The organism is Sunxiuqinia sp. A32, from assembly GCF_052690465.1.
Genome location: NZ_JBQYLI010000004.1, coordinates 52,601 through 72,791, shown reverse-complemented (window position 1 = coordinate 72,791; position 20,191 = coordinate 52,601). Strand labels below are relative to the sequence as shown.

18 protein-coding genes are annotated in these 20,191 nt (G+C 37.8%); 6 read left to right on the top strand and 12 right to left on the bottom strand.

Translation table 11 applies throughout. The features are described from left to right. Positions 1-210: 210 nt before the first annotated feature. The 3 genes from ACUNWD_RS05090 to ACUNWD_RS05080 form a co-directional block, all read right to left on the bottom strand. Positions 211-1,674, bottom strand: a complete 1,464-nt coding sequence (locus tag ACUNWD_RS05090; RefSeq protein ID WP_445586697.1) for an ATP-binding protein — start codon at positions 1,672-1,674, stop codon at positions 211-213. 349 nt (positions 1,675-2,023) lie between these two features. Beyond that, positions 2,024-2,254, bottom strand: coding sequence for a hypothetical protein (locus ACUNWD_RS05085; RefSeq protein ID WP_445586696.1), 231 nt, complete (start codon positions 2,252-2,254; stop codon positions 2,024-2,026). Further along, on the bottom strand, positions 2,247-3,212 hold the full coding sequence (locus tag ACUNWD_RS05080) for a hypothetical protein (RefSeq protein WP_321344497.1): 966 nt from the start codon (positions 3,210-3,212) through the stop codon (positions 2,247-2,249). Before ACUNWD_RS05080 ends, ACUNWD_RS05085 begins: the two co-directional genes overlap by 8 nt. A gap of 659 nt (positions 3,213-3,871) precedes the next feature. Here ACUNWD_RS05080 and ACUNWD_RS05075 point away from each other — a divergent pair. After that, positions 3,872-4,447, top strand: a complete 576-nt coding sequence (locus ACUNWD_RS05075) for a superoxide dismutase (RefSeq protein WP_445586695.1) — start codon at positions 3,872-3,874, stop codon at positions 4,445-4,447. A 383-nt stretch (positions 4,448-4,830) separates the two neighbouring features. After that, complete coding sequence (locus ACUNWD_RS05070; RefSeq protein WP_445586694.1) at positions 4,831-5,007, top strand: hypothetical protein; 177 nt, start codon at positions 4,831-4,833, stop codon at positions 5,005-5,007. 102 nt (positions 5,008-5,109) lie between these two features. Here ACUNWD_RS05070 and xylE read toward each other — a convergent pair whose 3' ends face one another. The 4 genes from xylE to ACUNWD_RS05050 all read right to left on the bottom strand — a co-directional run bounded on the left by xylE (position 5,110) and on the right by ACUNWD_RS05050 (position 10,469). Further along, positions 5,110-6,495, bottom strand: a complete 1,386-nt coding sequence (xylE, locus tag ACUNWD_RS05065; RefSeq protein WP_445586693.1) for a D-xylose transporter XylE — start codon at positions 6,493-6,495, stop codon at positions 5,110-5,112. Between the two features lie 5 nt (positions 6,496-6,500). Beyond that, positions 6,501-7,826: a xylose isomerase gene (gene xylA / locus ACUNWD_RS05060; protein WP_445586692.1), complete on the bottom strand. Its 1,326-nt coding sequence runs from the start codon at positions 7,824-7,826 to the stop codon at positions 6,501-6,503. 43 nt (positions 7,827-7,869) lie between these two features. After that, complete coding sequence (locus ACUNWD_RS05055; protein WP_445586691.1) at positions 7,870-9,354, bottom strand: xylulokinase; 1,485 nt, start codon at positions 9,352-9,354, stop codon at positions 7,870-7,872. 119 nt (positions 9,355-9,473) lie between these two features. Further along, positions 9,474-10,469, bottom strand: a complete 996-nt coding sequence (locus tag ACUNWD_RS05050; protein ID WP_445586690.1) for a GntR family transcriptional regulator — start codon at positions 10,467-10,469, stop codon at positions 9,474-9,476. Positions 10,470-10,762: 293 nt separating this feature from the next. Here ACUNWD_RS05050 and ACUNWD_RS05045 point away from each other — a divergent pair, with 293 nt between their 5' ends. After that, the gene (locus tag ACUNWD_RS05045) at positions 10,763-11,329 is read left to right on the top strand and encodes a nitroreductase family protein (RefSeq protein ID WP_445586689.1); all 567 of its coding nucleotides are present in this window, start codon (positions 10,763-10,765) and stop codon (positions 11,327-11,329) included. 49 nt (positions 11,330-11,378) lie between these two features. Here ACUNWD_RS05045 and ACUNWD_RS05040 read toward each other — a convergent pair whose 3' ends face one another. Beyond that, positions 11,379-12,254, bottom strand: a complete 876-nt coding sequence (locus ACUNWD_RS05040) for a proline dehydrogenase family protein (protein WP_445586688.1) — start codon at positions 12,252-12,254, stop codon at positions 11,379-11,381. 252 nt (positions 12,255-12,506) lie between these two features. Here ACUNWD_RS05040 and ACUNWD_RS05035 point away from each other — a divergent pair, with 252 nt between their 5' ends. The 3 genes from ACUNWD_RS05035 (at position 12,507) to ACUNWD_RS05025 (ending at position 16,518) form a co-directional block, all read left to right on the top strand. Then, complete coding sequence (locus ACUNWD_RS05035; protein WP_445586687.1) at positions 12,507-13,100, top strand: OmpH family outer membrane protein; 594 nt, start codon at positions 12,507-12,509, stop codon at positions 13,098-13,100. Positions 13,101-13,169: 69 nt separating this feature from the next. Next, on the top strand, positions 13,170-14,375 hold the full coding sequence (locus ACUNWD_RS05030) for a glycosyltransferase (RefSeq protein WP_445586686.1): 1,206 nt from the start codon (positions 13,170-13,172) through the stop codon (positions 14,373-14,375). 118 nt (positions 14,376-14,493) lie between these two features. After that, on the top strand, positions 14,494-16,518 hold the full coding sequence (locus ACUNWD_RS05025) for a PAS domain-containing sensor histidine kinase (protein WP_445586685.1): 2,025 nt from the start codon (positions 14,494-14,496) through the stop codon (positions 16,516-16,518). Here ACUNWD_RS05025 and ACUNWD_RS05020 read toward each other — a convergent pair. The 4 genes from ACUNWD_RS05020 to ACUNWD_RS05005 all read right to left on the bottom strand — a co-directional run bounded on the left by ACUNWD_RS05020 (position 16,496) and on the right by ACUNWD_RS05005 (position 19,792). Beyond that, positions 16,496-17,944, bottom strand: coding sequence for a pyridoxal-dependent decarboxylase (locus tag ACUNWD_RS05020; protein ID WP_445586684.1), 1,449 nt, complete (start codon positions 17,942-17,944; stop codon positions 16,496-16,498). The genes ACUNWD_RS05025 and ACUNWD_RS05020 overlap by 23 nt on opposite strands. Beyond that, the gene (locus ACUNWD_RS05015) at positions 17,944-18,225 is read right to left on the bottom strand and encodes an acylphosphatase (protein ID WP_445586683.1); all 282 of its coding nucleotides are present in this window, start codon (positions 18,223-18,225) and stop codon (positions 17,944-17,946) included. Before ACUNWD_RS05015 ends, ACUNWD_RS05020 begins: the two co-directional genes overlap by 1 nt. Beyond that, positions 18,212-18,601 carry a hypothetical protein gene (locus ACUNWD_RS05010; RefSeq protein ID WP_445586682.1) on the bottom strand — a complete coding sequence of 130 codons (390 nt, stop codon included), beginning with the start codon at positions 18,599-18,601 and terminating at the stop codon, positions 18,212-18,214. The genes ACUNWD_RS05015 and ACUNWD_RS05010 overlap by 14 nt, the downstream gene beginning before the upstream one ends. A 192-nt stretch (positions 18,602-18,793) precedes the next feature. After that, positions 18,794-19,792, bottom strand: coding sequence for a hypothetical protein (locus ACUNWD_RS05005; protein WP_445586681.1), 999 nt, complete (start codon positions 19,790-19,792; stop codon positions 18,794-18,796). Positions 19,793-20,191 lie beyond the last annotated feature (399 nt).

Genomic DNA, 20,191 nt, shown 5'->3' with positions numbered 1-20,191 from the left:
TTATTAAATGTAACTCCTTTGAAATTTGCACTATCTGCCCAATGATTTATACACATTGTTGTGCGGTCGTACTTTTAGTGTTTTTTTAACTTTCTATTTAAACTATGCATCCGGCCAATCCGGCCATTTTTTTTGGCCGGAAAGTATAGAACTCTTTTTCCGGCCATCATCCGGTCAATCCGGCCATTTTTTTTGGCCGGAAAAATATTTTCATTCAATCAGAAGATACTCTGTAGCTGGCCCATCTCCTGATTTTTGTGCTTTTCCTGCCTTCACCAAATCATTTAAATGTCTACGAGCTGTTCTTTCAGAAACACCAGTAAGTTCAACATATTTAGCTGATGTGAGAGTTTTGTGTTCTAATAGTTCTTTTAATCCTTTTAAATCTTTCACATCGGTGGTAATGGTAGAACTTGAACCTCTAAATAAAGTTGTTTTAAGAACATTATTATCTAATTCAAAAGTTGGCTTTTGAAAACCATTTTTTTCCAGTTTAGAGAGTTCCTCCATACCAAAGCCTCTTTCTTCAACTAATCCCATCTCAAAAAGGATAAAAGCAATCTTAGGGTTACGACTATTTGAAGCAACACTAAAAGTTCTAAACTTTTCAATAGGCGCTAAAGGAATCCCCGGACTAGAAACAACTACCTTATTATCATCGACATCAATCATAATTTTAGGATTTAAGGTATAATCCCTATGCACAATGGCATTCATAATGACTTCAAGTAACGCACGATAAGGAATGTCACGTTTTTCATCCCGAGGAAAGTTTGTTCTAGTAACATGTTTAGGAAATACAACTTCTAAATATTCTTCTATTTTGTCAGGTAATAATACTAATGGGCCATTAAAATCTTTAATAATTGGATCTTGACCTTGAGTACGTATGGTAAATTTAAGTCGAGCTTGTGGAAATTCTAATTCAGGTTCTTTACCTAAAAGTAGAAGTCCTAATCCAGTTGGTTTTGCTGTATTAGTTTTTTCTTTAACTTTTATAAGGCTTAGTTTGTAAAGAAATGTATTATAAGCATCAGTTCCCATTTTGAATTTCAATCCCATTCTTTCTATCATTACCCTTTGGGCTTCTTCTGAAAAATCAGTTATTTCGAAATTTGTCAGTTCTTTTTGAAAGGGAGTAAGGGAAGGTGTAATTTCCCTATCATTTGCTTCTTTAGCTCGTTGGCGTGCTTCTTTAAAAAATTGTTCATTTTCTTTAGCTATAATATCGCTATACTTTTTGTCATAAAAATCTACTGCAATTTTCGCTTTTTCTAACAAATAAACACCATCTCCGGCAACAGTCGGATCTGGATCTTTATGTCCAATAAATACTTTTGCAATTCTTGCATCTATTGTATGAAAACTGCACCCCATCTTTGGATGATTCCTTTCTACACAAGGTTCTAATGTAGTGTAAAGTGTATATCCTGAAACATCTTTAGCTCTTAGCTTTTTGCTAAAAATAGAATATTCAGCATGGTCACCACTTCTAATTTCCCCTCTATGAGCTGTTTCAACAAGTCTACCTTCTGGATCAACAAGAACAGCTCCGACTTTTGGATCTGTTTTATCACTATGTTCGGATTTTGACTTCCTCATTTCGATTATAGAAAGTTCGATATATTCTTGATGTGAATAAATTTCTCCTTTTTTATATTCTTTGTTGGCCATAGTTTCTTTTATTCTTTTTTTTATAAAAATACGTATTCTTTTATATTAGCCTCAACTTAAAGCTTGGAGTATTTTTTTGTATGCCGCACAACGGCAGTCTGTCTAATAACTATTTTTAACGGTCTGACGTTTCAATATCTGTTTCAAATTACAAACTACAGTCTGAATAAATTCCTTTTACAAAAAGGTTTTTAGACAGTCTGACGGTCACTTGTAAGTTGTCGTTGCGGATTTCGAAGAGCGTTCCTGTCCGATAGGACGGAACTGCGAAACGAGAATCCGGCGAACGACACCGCACGAACCCCGCAATGCAATTTACAATTTGTTATGCCCAGTGTTTTATTCATTTTTAGTCAAATTTTCCAAGAAGTATTAAAATTCCAAAAACAAGTTCCGCTGTTCCCCAAAATAAGTTCCAAAATATATTGCTCCCTTTTTCCCCAAGAAATTTTCTGCTTAGATAAGTGTCTCCAGGAGCCATTACTCCTCTTAATGATTTTCCTCTTATCCCGCCATAAATGGAATAAAGTCCATATACAACTAAGAAAATCCCTAAGAATATTTTGAATATATTATTCATTTTTAAACAGTTTTTGCTGCGGGTCAAAAGGATTTATTTTAATTAATTCAGAAAATATTATTCGAGGTTTTTTCTCTTTGAAATTTCCAAATTTATCAAGTCTGTCAACGACTCCCTTAATTAAGCAATTATCGAAAAGGTTAATTTTGTGAGAAACAATGCTTCCTTTTTGTGGTTTACATGTCAATACATGGTCTTGGTATAAAAATCCAAGAGTATTGGTTTTTTCATTTCCCCTCGTAGTGTGACCTTCGAGTTCTACATGTTGTCCGTGAATTAGTTCAGGTAAAACAATTTCGTCTTCTTCATCTTCGTCTACGTAAAATATGTTTTTCTCGGAATACTTAATACCTGCTTTAATTTCAGTAGAATCTTGAAGTCCAATTTCCATTTCCCTATCTTCTTCAATAATCTGGGCAACATTTGAAAACAGTGAATCAGGGCATTTTTTATATAGTTCTAAGGTTTCTACTGGAACATATAATAGCTCACCTTCTTCATTTAAAATCCCAACTTCAGTGTTATTGTTTCTAAATTTGAGATTTTCAAATTTTTCTTTCTTTGTTGTTTTTAAATGGCTGGTAAGCTTTATTACCCAACAAATTGACTGAAATGCTTTTTTAAATATTGTTTTAAATCCTATTTCTTTAAAATCATTTTCTGCCATTTTCTTTGCAGCAGTTGTTAAATAAGCAGTCGTTGCTAGACCACCCCCTGCAACCAACCATTCTTGAATAGTATCTGGAATGTAAGCAAGCCAACTTCCCTTTTCTATTTTTACAGGAATTTCAAAATCAATATCCTGAAACGAAGAACTTTCTTGATAGATAAAATATCTTAATATTTCATCGAAGCCAATCAAAGCACTCGCAGCTTTTTTTGCGTCAAGAAATCCATCATCGACTTTATTGCCGTAATATTTTAGGTATCCTAAATATTTCTGTTCTTCATCTTTCATATTGGTTAGTTTGTTTTTTCAACATTGGGCATAACTAGTTTATATATCAACTTTTATTATCTAATATCGATGATTTTGGAGTGATATGTATACCTTTTGTAACTAATATATTTTAGGCAACAATTATTGATAATTTGCAATTTACTAAAATCGTTTAATAAATAGGGTTATGTTATCTATTTGTCTGCCGTTCTAATCATTTGTTCGACACAGTTTAATGAACACTATCCCAAAACATGTTGCTTAGCTATATTTTGTCACTGCCGATAGGTACTTGGTTACTACCGAGAGCCTTTCGGTCGTTGCCGAACGCCTTTTCTATGTTGCTTAACTATATTTTGTCGGATCCCAACGCCAGTTAGTTGCCGCCGGGTGCCTTTCGGTCGCTGCCGAATGTCACTTTTGTGTTGCTTAGCAGTATTTGGCCGCTGCCTATTGCCTTTAATTGGAGGCCGAGCGGCTTTTTGTCATTGCCGAATGCTTTTCGGTTGCTAGCCCTTGGGTAATCCTCGTTCCTGTTTTCCAACCTCCTGTGTCCTTCCCTATTTGGAACTATTTTAAATAGCCTTTATTATGTTTTTTCTTCAAACTTTTTAGGTTTTCTTCATGTTTAGGAAAACAAAAAACAACCAAAAGTCTAACTTTTAAATTAAGAAATTATGTCATTTGAATTACCTGCGTTGCCCTACGCAAAAAATGCATTAGAGCCATACATCAGTGAAAAGACACTCGATTTTCACTATGGGAAACACCACCAGGCTTATGTAAATAATCTAAACAACTTAATTGTTGGAACTCCTTTTGAAAAAGCAGATTTGGAAACAATCGTGAAAGAAGCAGAAGGCGGTATATTTAATAATGGTGCACAGGTTTGGAACCACACGTTTTATTTCATGCAGTTTTCTGCTGATGGTTGCGAAGACCCAAAAGATGCATTGAAGGCAGCTATTGAAGCAGAATGGGGATCGGTTGATGCCTTTAAAGAGGCATTTAGCAAAGCTGCTGCTACTTTATTTGGATCGGGCTGGGCCTGGCTGGTGAAAGATGCAGCCGGAAAATTGAGCATTGTGCAAACGAGTAATGCAGCCAATCCGATGCGCGATGGACTTACTCCATTGATGACCTGCGACGTGTGGGAGCATGCTTATTATCTGGACAAGCAAAATGCCCGTCCAAAGTACATCGAAGATTTCTGGAAGGTATTGGATTGGAAAGTTGTTTCAGAGCGATTTTAATAGGAACTCTAACTGTATTGTCGTACCAAGATCTCACCCATTTTTGAATGGCTATAATGACTGGGTGACAGCACGTTCTTTCAGCCCTTCAGGCTGAAGTTCTAGAAGACCGGGTATTAACCCAACGCGGTGCATTGGGTTTTGATGTTGAAGGCTTGCAGCCTTTTCAAGTAGGAAACAAATAAGGCTGAAAGCCTTAAAGAACACAGCCAGGGACATCGTCCCGGGTATAAATGAACGAAGTGAGAAAATCAGGCTGAAAGTCTGAAAGAATTAATATTATTGAGTGTTCTGAAAATCTTGCTTCAGAATTTCCTACGGAATAAGATACTGATCCGTCAGTTGATTGACAGGATGACGATTGTAACTATAAAAGAGAAAAAATGAGTGCAGAAAAAGTATTACAGGCACTGGCGAGTGCCGGAAAACCGCTGAAAGCTGGCGAGATTGCGGAGGCTTCAGGATTGGAAAAGAAAGAGGTGGATAAAGCAATGAAAGAATTGAAAAAAGAAGGGAAGATCGTTTCCCCGGTTCGTTGCTTTTGGGAACCTGCCAAGTAGAAAGCGAAGCAGGTTAAGAAAGGAAAAAGGGGGCTTACAGCCCCCTTTGCCATTTGCGAGCATTGCTCTTCCAACTAATGAATAGCAATAAGTTAATGTGATTTATTTTTTTGAACTGATTAAATCTTCCATTTCTTCGAGTGTTTTTCCTTTCGTTTCCGGAACCATCTTCCAAACAAAGATGAAAGAAAGCACACTCATCAAGCCATAGAAACAATAGGTCATCCCTCCACTAAATTCCATCATGGCCGGGTAGGTTGACGAAATGAAGTAGTTGGCAGCCCACTGCGCTGCAACGGCAATTGCCACTGCACGTCCCCTGATTTTATTTGGGAAAATTTCTGAAATCAACACCCAGGTAATTGGTCCCCAAGACATCATGAATGAAGCTGTGTAGATAATGATGAAAACCAGCGTGCTGATTCCAATCACTTTCATAAATGCCAGTGTGCCGATTGCAAACATACCAATAGCCATCCCGATAGAACCAACCATCAATAGAGGCTTGCGTCCCCACTTGTCCACTGTTGCGATTGCAACCACCGTGAAAATCACATTCACCAATCCCATCACTACTGTTTGCATCATGGAAGCATCTTTTTCGGCACCCATACTTTCGAAAATACGAGGTGCATAATAAAGAGCCACGTTAATCCCTACAAATTGCTGGAAAACGGAAAGTAAAATACCAATGATGATAACGATCTTTCCATAGGCAAACAATTTAGCCGAAGATTTTTCAACGGTACTTTTAATATCATTTAAGATACTTTGTGCCATCTCCTTCCCATTAATTCGGGCAAGAATGCTCAGTGCTTTTTCATCCTGATGATTCAATGCCAGGTAGCGTGGTGTTTCAGGAACAAAAAATAATAATACTCCAAAGATTCCGGCAGGAATTGCTTCCGAGGTAAACATTCTTCTCCAGCCAACCGTATTGATCCATTCCAAGGATTGTCCGTTGGCAATTCCCCAATTCACAAAGTAAACCACCAGCATTCCGAAAATGATGGCGAACTGGTTAATAGAAACCAATCGGCCACGAATGTCGGCAGGTGCAATTTCACCAATGTACATGGGGCAAACTGCTGAAGCAAGTCCTACGCCAATACCACCAATTACGCGGTAAAAGTTGAACATGTACAACAATCCCATGGTAGGTTCGCCTTTGGTGAAGAATAAAAATTCAGGCTGACCCGATCCGAGTGCTGACAAAAAGAACAGGAAGGCAGCGACCATCAGGGATTTTTTACGTCCCAGGTTTTTTGCCAACAGTCCTGATAATCCACCACCAATAATACATCCAATAAGTGCGCTGGAAATGGTTGCTCCATGCGCCCACGAGCTTAGTCCGAGTCCGTTGATTAGATAGGCTTGAACAGATTTCTCTGCTCCGGATATCACAGCTGTGTCATATCCAAAAAGCAAACCTCCTAAGGTTGCCACCAAGGTGATGGCAAGAATGTATAGTGAGTTTTGACCTTTCATAGTGATTAGATGTAGCAGTTGATTAATTGCTCCATCATTTCTTGTTTGCCGCTAATTTGTTTTGGTTCGCCCACTTCTTTAGCTATTGCATGCAAATCTTCAAGGCTAAGTTTTCCAGCATCAAATTCAGCACCTTTACCTGAATCGAATGAAGCATAGCGCTCTTTTCTGATTTTTAGGTAATCTGATTCTTTCAAAATCTTGTCAGCAATGACCAATGAACGGGCAAATGTGTCCATGCCAGAAATGTGCGAGATAAAAATATCATCAAGGTCTGTTGAATTACGTCGTGTTTTTGCATCGAAATTGATACCACCATCTGTGAAACCACCTGCGCTGATAATTTCCAACATCGCTTCAGTCGTTTCGTAAATGTTGGTTGGGAATTCGTCAGTGTCCCATCCGTTTTGGTAATCTCCTTTGTTTGCATCAATTGAACCCAACATACCGACATCGGCAGCCATTCTCAATTCGTGAGCGAACGTATGACCGGCCAATGTCGCATGGTTCACTTCAATATTCATTTTGAAATCATCTGACAGTCCGTTTTTAGCAAGGAAGCCCAAAACAGTTTGTGTGTCAAAATCATATTGGTGTTTGGTTGGCTCCATTGGTTTTGGTTCAATCAGGAAGGTTCCTTTAAAGCCTTGCTTGCGACCGTAGTCTTTAGCCATATTCAGGAATTGTCCAAGGTGTGCCAATTCTTTCTTTGTGTCTGTGTTCAACAGGCTCATGTAGCCTTCACGCCCTCCCCAGAAAACATAACCGGTACCACCCAATGCGATGGTTGCGTCAATGGCGTTTTTCACCTGAACGGCAGCATTTGCAACTACATTAAAATCAGGATTGGTTGATGCACCATTCATATAGCGTGGATTTGAGAAAACGTTTGCAGTTCCCCAAAGTAATTTTACGCCTGTAGCATCTTGTCTTTCTTTAGCGAAGTCAATCATTTTTGCCATTCGCTGTTCAATCTCGAAAACTGAACCGTCGCCTACAACATCTGTATCATGGAAACAATAGTAGGAAGCACCAATTTTAGTGATGAATTCAAAAGCAGCATCCATTTTTTCTTTGGCAGCATCCATTGGATCTGAAGCACCAATCCATGGGAAAATTTGAGTTCCCGGGCCAAAAGGATCACCACCATCACCGCAGAAGGTATGCCAGTATGCCACTGCAAAACGCAAATATTCTTTCATGGTTTTTCCACCTACCACACGATTCTCGTCATACCATTTAAATGCAAGTGGATTTTTTGAATCCGGTCCTTCAAATTTGATTTTATCAATTCCCGGAAAGTACTCTTTATTTCCTTTAAATACAGTCATGTTATTTTATTTTAGTAATCAATTATTTTAAATCGTTCAAAGCTTATTTAACTCGTTCAAGTTCTTTTTTCCAATTGTCATATGCTGCTTCCAAAGCTGCTTTATCCGCTTGTTTGGGCTCAATAGTTTCCAGTTTTTTCAGATTGGAGAATGCTTCAGAAGGCGATTGATAATATCCCGAACCAATTCCGGCCCCACGTGCAGCACCAACGGAACCATCGGTATTGTACAATTCAATGGTTGCTCCGGTAATTCCAGCCAGCGTTTCTCTGAAAATTGGGCTGAGGAACATATTTGCTTTCCCTGCACGAATAACCTTTGCTTCAATTCCAATGGTCGACATAATATCCATGCCATATTTGAATGAGAAAACAATTCCTTCTTGTGCTGCACGGAAGAGGTGTGCTTTATTATGAATGTTGAAATTTAGCCCCGCAAAAGTGGAGCCCGGATTTTTATTTTCAAGTACCCTTTCTGCACCATTTCCAAACGGTAGGATGCTAAGTCCGTCAGAGCCAATTGGAATCTCAGATGCAAGTTGGTTCATTTCTTCATAGGAGATTTGTCCATTACCTGCGTTTTTATTTAGCCAGGAATTCAGGATGCCGGTTCCATTAATGCAAAGCAACACGCCCAAACGGTTGGCATCAAAAGTGTGGTTTACATGTGCAAATGTATTTACCCGAGATTTTGGATCGTATTTAATTTCATCACTCACGCCATACACAACCCCGGAAGTACCGGCAGTCGTTGCAATCTCACCTGGATTCAATACATTCAATGAAAGTGCATTATTTGGCTGGTCTCCGGCGCGATAACTTATCTTGATGCCTTTTGCCAATCCAAGTTCTTTTGCCGCAGCTTCGGAAACTTCACCTTGTACCGAAAAGGTTGGAACAATTTCAGGTATGAAAGAAGCATCAAATCCGTAATAGTCAAGTAACATGTCTGCTACCTTATTTTCATTGAAATTCCATAGAATTCCTTCTGATAAACCACTAGCTGTGGTTTTAATATCACCGCTCAATTTCATGGCAATGTAGTCACCAGGGAGCATTATTTTGTGGACTCTTGCATACAAGTCCGGTTCATTTTCTTTCACCCACTTTAGCTTTGAAGCAGTGAAATTTCCCGGAGAGTTCAATAAGTTTTGCAAACATTTTTCTTCACCAATTTCCAGAATGGCTTTTTCGCCGATCGCAGCAGCCCGGCTGTCGCACCATATAATGGATGGGCGAATAACTTGCTGTTCTTTATCGACCATTACCAGCCCATGCATTTGATAAGAAATACCGATTGAATCGATTTTCTTAGGATCAACTTTGGATTCATTAAGTACATCCGATAAGGCAAGCTTAAGGTTTTGCCACCATTGCTCGGGCTCTTGTTCGGCCCAACCTGCCTGCTTGGCTGTGATTTTCATTTCCTGTTTTGGGTAAAATGACGAAGAAATACATTCACCTGTTTCACCTGCGATGAGAGAAACTTTGACAGATGAACTGCCGATATCGAAGCCTAATAGGTACATATTATTTGGTTTAAGAATTTTCAGAAATCAATCCGTTCTGTTCTGGTATGTTCTATATGCAAAAATAGAGGTATAAATTTCGATAACAAAACACGGAAATGTGTTCTATAGCATAAAACCTATAATGAGTTTCTGACTTTTAAATGTGTCGGTATTTGAAGCTTGATTGGTTGCCCACTGGTGACAAATTCTGCGGCCTTTCTTCCCATTAATTCAAAGTCGGTAGAAATCACCGTGATGCCTTCTTTTACGTACTTTTTCATCGGTGTTTCATTGTATGAAATCACGCCAACATCTTTACCAATTGACAGCTTCTTAGTATCACATTGATCCAATACACGGGCAAGCGTCCGATCACTAACCAGTAAATACAAATCACCTTTTTGAACTTGCAGACTTTTTACTTTCAATAGTACTTCGCTGGTTAATTTGAACTGCTTGGTGAATTTTTTAAAATAGTTAATTGATTCTTTCGGATGATAAGTGAATTCCGGATACAAATAAATGACTCGTTCGTATTTGCGAATTAAGTCAATGTTCTCGGCCAGACTGTCAAAAAGGCTTGACCCAAAGTCCTGAAAAATTGTTGAACTGTTTTCAGAGGCATGAATGTTCCAGTCGATCACCAGTAATTTATCCGAAGGAATCTTTTCGATGATTTCAGTCACTTTCGGATGATCGAAATTCATCACAATGTATTTCGTGTATTTGCCAAGGCTTTCCTTTATAATTGTCTCAAATACATTGATGTTGTAATGATGAAAATGTAAATCTACCGTAATATTATCAGGAAGATTTTCAAGAAATGATCCGTATAGTACCTCTTTGTATGCTTTAAATGTATCCAGGAACAGAAAAACTTTTGTTGTGGCTTTTGCAATGAAGTAACCTTTGTTCGGCACCGATTCAATAATGCCACGGTCTTTTAACTCGGAATATGCCTTAAAAACAGTGTCACGAGATAGGGAACTTTCTTTGCAAAGCTGGTTCACCGATGGCAATATATCTCCAACCTGTAGCAAATTTCGGCTGATTGCATCGGTAATGGAATCGATAAGTTGCTGAAATTTAAGTTGGTTGGAAAGTGGGTCTATTTTAAAGTGAAATTTGCTCATCAATATGGTGATTTAAAGTGTGCTGTTCTGGTATGCAAACATACGAAAGAAAGCGAATTTTACCCAACATTCTTTTTTGAAATTTTTATACTAATTATCTAAGAATAGCGTTTAAAAGGAAAAGGATAAGTGGAGAACTTAACATTATACGTCATTTAGTTTGGTCAATTCGGTATAATCTCCCTTATCCTTTTGAATTTATAAAAATACTCTTTTCTGTTAACTTTCAGGCTCCTTTTTTTGAAAACTTCTTTAACTTAACAACTCAAAAAAATAACTATCAATTTATTGTTATGATAAGAGACTTAATTATTAAAAATAGAAGTTATCGGCGGTTCTTTCAATCAGATAGAATAAGTCGCGAGCAGTTGACGGAATGGGTTGAATTGGCACGATTTTCGGCCAGTGGTCGGAATGCACAATCTTTAAGATATATTTTGGTAACCGATGAAGAAACTGGCTCTCAGATTTTTCCATTAGTCAGTTGGGCTGGATTTCTGAAAGGTTGGGGTGGCCCGGCGGAGGGTGAACGCCCTGCTGCATATATCGTGATGCTTCATGACAGCAAAATTTCGAACAATTATTATTGTGACGATGGAATTGCTGCCCAAAGTATAATGCTGGGAGCTGTTGAAGCAGGGTATGGTGGTTGTATCATGGCATCGGTACAGCGCACAAAACTTCGCGAAATATTGTCACTGGAAGATCGATATGAAATAATTCAGGTACTGGCGCTTGGCAGACCAGCCGAGAAAGTAGTTTTGGAAGATATAAAAGATGATGATTTCAAATATTGGAGAGACGAAGAAGGGGTGCACCATGTGCCTAAGCGCAAACTGGACGAATTGATTTTATATTAAAATAGGGGGAGGGGGAGTATCATGATCTCCCCCGTGATTAACCCTTAAATTAACCCCTAATGAATATAGCTTTTATAATTTGACTGGCCATCTTCGGATTTTCCTTTAATCTGCGTGTACAATAGCCAAACCATTCATTTCCGAAAGGAACATATACCCTCATTCGATGATTGTTCGCGACAATCGAGTTCCGTAATTCCGGAGTTACTCCATAAAGCATCTGGAATTCGTACATGTCTTTAGGAACCTTATATTTTTCAATTAACTTGTATGCTTCGTCAACCAGGTATTTATCATGTGTCGCAATAGCAGTATAGATGTTATTTTTAAACATGAATTCCAGATCTTCCAGAAAATGAGATTGGACTTCTTCGAATGCTTTAAAGGCAATATGTGCAGGTTCAATATAAATACCCTTGCAAAGTCTAAAGTTTAGTGGATGTCCGTTGGGAGGAAGATTATTTAAGTTTGTAAGATCATCCAAAGTGCGCCTTAAATAAGCTTGAACCACTAGGCCAACGTGCCCGGAAAATTCACTTTTCAGTTTCCTGAAAAGCACTAATTCAGGATCAACACATTGTGAATCTTCCATGTCAATCCGTACAAAGCTATCTTTATCAGCGGCCTTTGCTACAATCTCGCGAATGAGGTTATAGCATATCTTTTGATCAACTAACAAACCAAACATGGTTGGCTTCAAAGAGAAATTTCCTTGAATCTTTTCATTGGAAAACCGTTCAATAATTTCAAGGTATTTGTTTTTATTTTCTTCAGCCTGTGCAAGGTTCGTGATGAATTCTCCCAATAAATCGATTGTCACATCAATGCCTTCATTATTGAGCATTTTTGCTGCATTTATTCCATCTTCCAATGTTTCCCCTGCAATGTATCGCTTAGAAAAAACCCAAACTAGTTTTTTCGGCATGTGGGGAAGCACATTTGCTATTGCTTTATTTAACATACGTGACTTCCTATAATTGATATTATTTAATTAGCTAAAATTACGAACAGGGGTAGGATTCATTCAATGATGTTTATCAGCGGTAAATTATGATTTTACGCAGGTTTTGTTTTTCGGGAGTCGCTAGAAAAGTAAAATGAAAAATATTATAAAAAGGGGTGCAAACATGATGATAAATTTATATTTTTGGCTCAGATTAATCGAATTAATAGATTTATGAAGAACACATCGTTGATTTTAAACCTGGTATTACTAGCTGCTGTTGCTGTTATTTATGTACTGCATTTTACAGGAAACAAGAAAACAGCTGGTGAAAGCGTTGAAACAGGTAAAGTAGAAAATAGTTCTGCTTACCGTATTGCATATGTTAAAGTTGATTCATTGGTGGTAAATTATGATTTGGCGCAGGAGCTGCATGATGAGTTTACAAAAAATCAAGAAGCATATACTAAGGAATATGCAGACAAAAGAAGAAAGTTTGAAGAGCAAGCTGCTGCTTTCCAGGAAAAAGTACAACGTGGAGGTTTCTTATCAGAACAACGTGCTGTTCAGGAACGTGATCGATTAGTTGGAGAAGAGCAGGAAATTCAAAAGCTTGATCAGGAACTTTCCGGTAAACTTGGTGAAATGCAAGCTAAAAATAATCAGCAGTTGATTGATAGCTTGATGAACTATCTTGAGCTTTACAATGCAGATAAAAAATACAATTACATTTTGAATTCATCATCTGTATTGATTGGTAATGACGCAAATAACATTACCAAAGAAGTATTGGAAGCATTGAATGCTCGCTATGCTGTTAAAAAATAGAAATTAGTTTTTCGATGATATTGATAATCCGGGTTTTGCCCGGATTTTTTTTATCCCTAACTTTCCTCGATGAGTTTTGCCAACCGCTATATTGAAAGGAATCTTGCCTATCCTGAATTTGTAAAGGAAGTGCCTGCAGAGAATCTTGGTTTGGTTGTGGTTATTCCTGTGTATGATGAACCAGAGTTAATCAAGACGTTAGACTCATTAGCTTTCTGCGATTCTCCCCAGTGCGATGTTGAAGTATTACTTGTTGTAAATTCAGGAGAAAAAGCCTCTGATCGAGTGTTGAAACAAAATCAGGAAACAGTTATTCAGGTTGAGGATTGGATTAGCAAAAAGCCGAAACTTTTTTTTAAGACATTCATAATCCAGCCCTCTCCTTTCATAAAAAAACATGCTGGTGCAGGCATGGCTCGAAAAGTTGGAATGGATGAAGCAGTCAGGCGATTTGCCCGAAACGATCGCTCGAATGGAGTCATCGTATCGTTGGATGCCGATACCTTGGTGGCTTCAAATTATTTTATTGAACTGGAAAAGCACTTTTTAAGCTCTCCTAAGCAAGTGGGGGCATGCATTGCATTCAAACATCGAATTGACGAACTGACAAATGAACGCCAGAAAGAAGGAATGCACTTATACGAGCGATATCTGCACTATTACCGAAATTCCTTGGCATTTGCAGGTTATCCACACGCTATTTATACTATTGGTTCTGCTTTTGCTGTTCGTGTTGATGCCTATACTCGGCAAGGTGGAATGAACAGAAAACAAGCTGGAGAAGATTTTTACTTTCTGCATAAACTAAGTCAGCTGGGAACAATTGGTGAGATTATATCCACCTGTGTTTATCCATCTGCGCGCATTTCAAGCCGGGTGCCGTTTGGTACTGGACCTGTTTTGCAAAAGTGGATGGATGGAGATGATAGTCTACTCTATACGTATCGCTTTGATTGTTTTGTTGACCTGAAACGTCTCTTTGATTTGGCAGCTAAACTTTTTGAGTCAAGCTTAGACGAATGTCAGGACTTACAGAATGCACTTGATAACCCAATTCGTGAATTTCTTTTAGAAGATAATTTTATATCTGCACTACAGGAAATAAAGAAAAACAGTTCACAAGCGAAGACCTTTCAAAAACGGTTCTTTCATTATTTCAATGCCTTTAAGATTTTGAAGTACATTAATTATGCGCATTCAAAATTCTATTCAAAGCAATTGCTTGATGAAGCTGAATTGGCTTTAAAAACTTATAAGTCCTACAGAGTGGGATAGGTTGTTTGGCATGTATTTTTATTCTTGGTTTGTTTTTATTTTGTATATGTTTGAATTCAATTTTGTTATTTAATAACGAGAGGGTTACGGAGTATTTTTTACTTTTTATAGCAGGCTGATGGCAGGGGAAAATGAAAGAATAAAAAGTTTAGAGGAAGAGGTTGAAAAGCTCACCAGGAAATTGCAAGAAGCGAATGAACTTCTTGATCGTCAAAAATCATCTTCTACTAATAGTGCATTTAAGGGAGAGTTGCTGGATGCCGATCATCCGTTGAATACGATGATTCAGAATCTTCGTGGTATGGTTTATCGATGTAAGTATGATCGTGACTGGACCATGGAGTTTATTAGCAATGGTATTAAAGAGCTAACCGGCTATCCTCCTTCAGATTTTATTAATAACCACAAAAGATCTTTCAGCTCCATAATTCATCCGGAGCATCGTGAGCATGTTTGGAGCAATTGGCAAATAGCTTTAGTGAATCAGGAGTATTTTGAGGATGAGTATAAAATTATAACCTCCGAGGGTGATATTAAATGGGTGTGGGAAAATGGATGTGGAATTTTCGAGAACGGGCGTTTACTTGCTTTAGAGGGACTAATCATAGATATCACAGATTTTAGGAATACCATCAATGAGCTGAAAGAAAAAGAGGAATTGTTGAAGTTGATTGGTAATGTGGCTAAAATTAGTGGATGGGAGCTTGATGTAGCAACGGGGAATGTCCGTTGGACCAGTGATGTAGGAGCATTTAGAGGAATAAACTCACATGAGGAAATTGATTTTCAGACGGGGATAGATTTACATGTATTAGAGGATCAGGTGGAAGTAAAGGAGGCAATAAAACGGGCTATTGAAGCAGGAGTTCCCTATGAAATGGATGTGAAAATTGAAAGTTCATTGGGTTTAAAAAACTGGCTGAGGACTAAGGGCCTTCCTGTTTACGAGAATGGAAACATAGTTAGTCTGAGAGGGATTTTCCAGGATATTACTGAAAGGAAAGAAGCTCTTTTGCGTTTGGAAGATGAACGTTTACGACTTAAAACTTTGGTTAGTACCATTCCGGATATGATCTGGTTAAAAGATCTCAATGGTGTGTATATTGGGTGTAATCCTCGATTTGAAAGTTTCTTTGGTGCACCCGAATCTGAAATTGTTGGAAAAACTGATTATGATTTTGTAGCGAAAGATTTAGCCAATTTCTTCCGGCAAAAAGATGCTGAGGCAATAGCCGCCAATGAACCAAGGACTAACCACGAGTGGGTTACTTATGCCAGTGATGGGCACCAGGAATATCTGGAAACAATTAAAACACCCATGTATGATTCAGAAGGTAAATTAATTGGTGTTTTAGGTATTTCAAGGGATATAACTACAAAGCATAAAGCAGAGAATGAACTTTTAAAAGCAAAAGAGAAAGCCGAAGAAAGTGATAAGCTAAAAACTGCTTTTTTGCAAAATATGAGCCATGAGATTAGAACTCCTATGAATGCCATTATGGGGTTTTCGGAGTTGTTACCTGAAGTTTTTGACGATAAAGAACAGCTAAAATATTTTACCGAAATTATTAATAGTCGTTGTGATGATTTATTGCAAATCATTGACGGGCTGTTGGATATTGCTAAAATTGAATCCGGACAAATCAGTGTCTTCTTTGAGAAATGCGATCTTGCAACATGGTTTGCGGATTTAAAGGCCTTCTTTCAGGAATACAAACGAAGTTTGAAAAAGGACCAGGTTGAACTCAAATTTGGTTGTTTGCCAAATGAGCGGGAGGTCATTTATTTTGACCAGGTGAAAGTAAAACAAATACTGGTTAACCTGGTGAATAATGCTTTTAAGTTTACTGAAAAGGGGAGTATTGAGGTTAGCTGTGAATTTTTGAAAGACTCTTATTTAATGTTTACGGTTGCAGATACTGGTTTAGGGATTAAGCGAGAAGACCAGAACCGAATATTTGAGCGTTTCTTACAAGTTAAATCCTCCACATCAAAACCAATGGGAGGCACAGGGCTTGGACTGGCAATCGTTCGAGGGATTTTATCTTCTATGGGCGGCAAGATTTGGGTGGAGTCCGAATACGGGAACGGAGCCACTTTTCACTTCACTGTTCCTTATGCTACGAAGCCAGTTCGTCAATAACTTGCGATGTATTCTGAATAATTTCCCATGCTTTTTCAATGTGGTTCTCTCGCGTCTGAGTCTGGCCAATACTCATCCTTAGCCAGAATGTTCCGTTTAAGATGGTGTGGGTCAAATAAATTTTTCCACGTTGGTTGATGTTATCCAACAATTTTTTATTGAATTCATTCCCTTTGTTATGTCGAAACAAAACCAGGTTAAAACGCGGGGCTTCCATCAATTCAAAATTTTCAGACTCAGCCACCCATTTTGCAAATAATCCACCCAACCGGATGTGTTCGCGAATGTGGTATTGAAGCCCTTCAAGCCCATAATGTCGAATTACAAACCAAAGTTTAAGTGCCCGGAAGCGGCGTCCCAGTTGCACGTGCCAGTCCCGGTAATCAATCACTGCACCTTTCTCGGTAGCTTCGTTTTTCAGATACTCAGGCAAAATACTGAGTGTGTTGATTAAGGTAGATTTGTCTGAAACGTAAAAACAATCGCAATCAAAATTCGTGAACATCCATTTGTGTGGGTTGAAAGAATAGCTTTGAGCCAATTCCAGTCCTTCAAAATAATTCTTTTTTTCAGGAAGAAGGGCTGCAGTGCCTGACATGGCAGCATCAACATGCAGCCAAAGCTCGTGTTTTTCACAGATTTCACCAATAGCCTTCACCGGATCTACTGCATTGGAGGAGGTGGTGCCTATTGTTGCGCAAACAAAAAAGGGAACAAAACCATCTTCCAAATCTTGTGTGACTTGTGCTTCCAGCTTGGAAGGAATCATAGCCATGTTTTCATCAACTTCAATCTTTCGTAAGTTATCTGTTCCCAGGCCGGCAACCTTCATTCCTTTTTCGACAGAAGAATGCGTTTGCGTAGAAATATAAGCAGTTAGGTTTTGATTAATCCCGGTTTTATTGGTTTCAAAATTGGTCTTTTGTTCGCGGGCGGCAAGGATGGCGCATAAAGCAGCATTAGAAGCTGTATCCTGAATAACTCCACCTCCTTTTTCGGTAGTTTTAAAGTGAGAGGGAAGATTCATCATGTCTACCAACCAATCCAAAACGTGGCTTTCCAATTCCGTGCAGGCGGGGCTGGTTGCCCAAAGCATTCCCTGTACGCCTAATCCTGACGAAAGAATTTCTCCCAATATCGAAGGTGCAGAAGTGTTCGAAGGGAAGTAAGCATAAAAATTAGGGGATTGCCAGTGGGTAATTCCGGGCATAATAATTTGCTCAACATCTTTCATCATTTTGTCGAAGCTCTCCCCTGTTGTTGGAGGGGTGGTTGGAAGTTGATTTCGGATATCTCCGGGTTTAACTTGTGATAATACCGGGTATTTTTCAACTTGCTCATAATAATCGGCAATCCAATCAATAAGCATTTTGCCTTGTTCCCGGAATTCCTCCGAATTCATGTGGTAATTTTTTTCTTCAGCCATCAATATTTTACTTGAAATGAGTGATGAGTTTTTGATGTGGTAACTTCTGTGTAGTTTAGTTTGTCTGTTCGACTATATCCATTTCCAATTCTTAAAAAATCAAGGAACGTTTCCAGCTGTTGTTGGTCACCTTGTGCTTCAATTTCGACGGTGCGGTTGGGGCAATTTTTCACCCATCCGGTTAGTTCAAGCTCCATTGCTTTTTGCCGCACAAAGTATCTGAATCCAACCCCCTGAACCCGTCCGTATATAATAATATGAAAGGTTTTATTTGGATTCAAGCGTGCCCTCTTCTGTTTGTTTACTGCCAAATTGAGCAACTACTTCCGGTTGCACTAAAGCCCATATCGAATAGGCACCAATGGCTGTTCCAATTGGAAAATTGAATAAGTCTAAAACAGAGATGATCAATACCAGTATGCGAGCCCACTCTTTTCGTTGAAATAAGCCAATTCCACCAATGATTCCCGGCACCGACAAGATGATAAAAAATACAGCCAGCCCGTTCGCAATGATTGATAGAATCATATTTGCTTGCGGATCACCTGAGAAGTTTCCAACTAGATTTAAGACAGTGAATACAATCAGCGCAATAATAATTCCTAAAATACTGACTCCAATGCGCAATGCAGCTACAATGTTAATGTGTCTTTCCATGGTTGATTTTTTTCTTAAAAGTACTAAGATTGAACGATAATATGGAAATTTAAGGGGGTCTTTTGCTTGACTATTTTGTTTTTGCTTTTCTTCATTTGAAACTTTTGAAAAGTTACAGTTTCCTTTTTGGTTAATATGAATATTCGTTGTCTTATTAATGAAGTATAGCCTGAAACAGTTTATATAACCTACCTAAAGCTTTTTTGTTAGTTTTTCAGTATCAATAATAATATGATTAATTGAGTTTTTTAATAGGAGAAGTAAATCATCTAAATAATTCAAATTGCAGATTATAAAATCAGTAAAACAACCTTGTTCAAATCCTTTCTTTAAACCGTTCATAAATTTCTCCGTTGGAAAAATATTTTTATCAGAATTTTTGATTGAGATAGCATGTAAGTCGTTGTAATAATTAAATCTTTCAAGTCCATTTTCAGCAGGGATATTGCGAAATACATTTTTACAATGTGTTTTGAAAGTTGGATACAAACCTGTGCTAAACATTAAATATGGAATTGCGTCAGAAATTTCTTCAAGTGCTTCTGCATTTTTTACTAGTTTATTAGAAAAATTATTCTTCAGCATTCTTAAATCTGCGGTTGTAACTAGTATTGGGCAATACGCATAAGGGCATACAACGCTCAAGTCATTCTCGAAACTTTCATTTATAATTTCTGATAAAACAATGGGTAATGAATACATTAATTGGTTAATGCCGTGATGAATCCCTGTATCATGAACTTCTCCGCTTGTGGTATTTATCTCTATTCCTTTTTTGCTTATTTGTGAAATAGGAAGCCCATTACAATTGTTAAGCTGATGCATCTCTTTGTTGCTCTTTAATCGAAACTCAGAAAAATGTGGGAAGATTTTTAAAGCACTGCAAAAGTGGATTAATTCACTATCAAGTTCTGAGTTTGGCATGAAAACCCAATGTACATCTGGATTTCTATATTTACATTCAACGATTAAATCAACTTGAATGGCTGATATTTCATATTGCTTAAAAACACTAAATTTTTTGGCAAGTAAGTCAATGGAAAATTCTTTTTCTTCCTTTTCGTCGCATCGCTGATATGCATAGTCAAAATCAACAATAAATCCCTCTTTTGTTATAATTGAGGCAACCTCATATTCTAAAGGTATACTTGAGGATAGTAATCTGTTTTTCCATTTATTGTTTTGGCTCATTATTGATAGCTAAGATCTGTATTGAATTCGTGTTGTAGCTATTATGTTAATATTGAACCTACTCACTCCGAATTCTTCAATTTATCAATTCAAGTAATTCAAATTCTATTTAAGGAATACAAGTTAACAAAATCAAATTGAAATAGATATTTTTTATCTAAACAAAAGATTGTTGCCTATGCAAAAATGGAGTCATGTACGTTTGTATATTGCTATCGTTATAGCAGGGTGGTGAATTATCATTTAATGAAACCTTCCCAGTCAAAAAAGGAAGCCATCATAATTTGATAATTGCCTGCCCAGCCAAAAAGTGAAGCAATTATTATTTGATTATTGGATGAAAACTCAAAAAGTCGACGCGTCATTATTTAATAACGACTAAAAAATGAAGAATGGTCT

Bases quoted from the DNA above. Each gene is read 5' to 3' on its own strand.
- ACUNWD_RS05090 (WP_445586697.1), bottom strand. From the start codon at position 1,674: ATGGCCAACAAAGAATATAAAAAAGGAGAAATTTATTCACATCAAGAA.
- ACUNWD_RS05030 (WP_445586686.1), top strand. From the start codon at position 13,170: ATGAGTTTTGCCAACCGCTATATTGAAAGGAATCTTGCCTATCCTGAA.
- ACUNWD_RS05035 (WP_445586687.1), top strand. From the start codon at position 12,507: ATGAAGAACACATCGTTGATTTTAAACCTGGTATTACTAGCTGCTGTT.
- xylA (WP_445586692.1), bottom strand. From the start codon at position 7,826: ATGACTGTATTTAAAGGAAATAAAGAGTACTTTCCGGGAATTGATAAA.
- ACUNWD_RS05025 (WP_445586685.1), top strand. From the start codon at position 14,494: ATGGCAGGGGAAAATGAAAGAATAAAAAGTTTAGAGGAAGAGGTTGAA.
- ACUNWD_RS05005 (WP_445586681.1), bottom strand. From the start codon at position 19,792: ATGAGCCAAAACAATAAATGGAAAAACAGATTACTATCCTCAAGTATA.
- ACUNWD_RS05075 (WP_445586695.1), top strand. From the start codon at position 3,872: ATGTCATTTGAATTACCTGCGTTGCCCTACGCAAAAAATGCATTAGAG.
- ACUNWD_RS05050 (WP_445586690.1), bottom strand. From the start codon at position 10,469: ATGAGCAAATTTCACTTTAAAATAGACCCACTTTCCAACCAACTTAAA.
- ACUNWD_RS05070 (WP_445586694.1), top strand. From the start codon at position 4,831: ATGAGTGCAGAAAAAGTATTACAGGCACTGGCGAGTGCCGGAAAACCG.
- ACUNWD_RS05010 (WP_445586682.1), bottom strand. From the start codon at position 18,601: ATGGAAAGACACATTAACATTGTAGCTGCATTGCGCATTGGAGTCAGT.
- ACUNWD_RS05045 (WP_445586689.1), top strand. From the start codon at position 10,763: ATGATAAGAGACTTAATTATTAAAAATAGAAGTTATCGGCGGTTCTTT.
- ACUNWD_RS05085 (WP_445586696.1), bottom strand. From the start codon at position 2,254: ATGAATAATATATTCAAAATATTCTTAGGGATTTTCTTAGTTGTATAT.
- ACUNWD_RS05040 (WP_445586688.1), bottom strand. From the start codon at position 12,254: ATGCCGAAAAAACTAGTTTGGGTTTTTTCTAAGCGATACATTGCAGGG.
- ACUNWD_RS05020 (WP_445586684.1), bottom strand. From the start codon at position 17,944: ATGGCTGAAGAAAAAAATTACCACATGAATTCGGAGGAATTCCGGGAA.
- ACUNWD_RS05055 (WP_445586691.1), bottom strand. From the start codon at position 9,354: ATGTACCTATTAGGCTTCGATATCGGCAGTTCATCTGTCAAAGTTTCT.
- xylE (WP_445586693.1), bottom strand. From the start codon at position 6,495: ATGAAAGGTCAAAACTCACTATACATTCTTGCCATCACCTTGGTGGCA.
- ACUNWD_RS05080 (WP_321344497.1), bottom strand. From the start codon at position 3,212: ATGAAAGATGAAGAACAGAAATATTTAGGATACCTAAAATATTACGGC.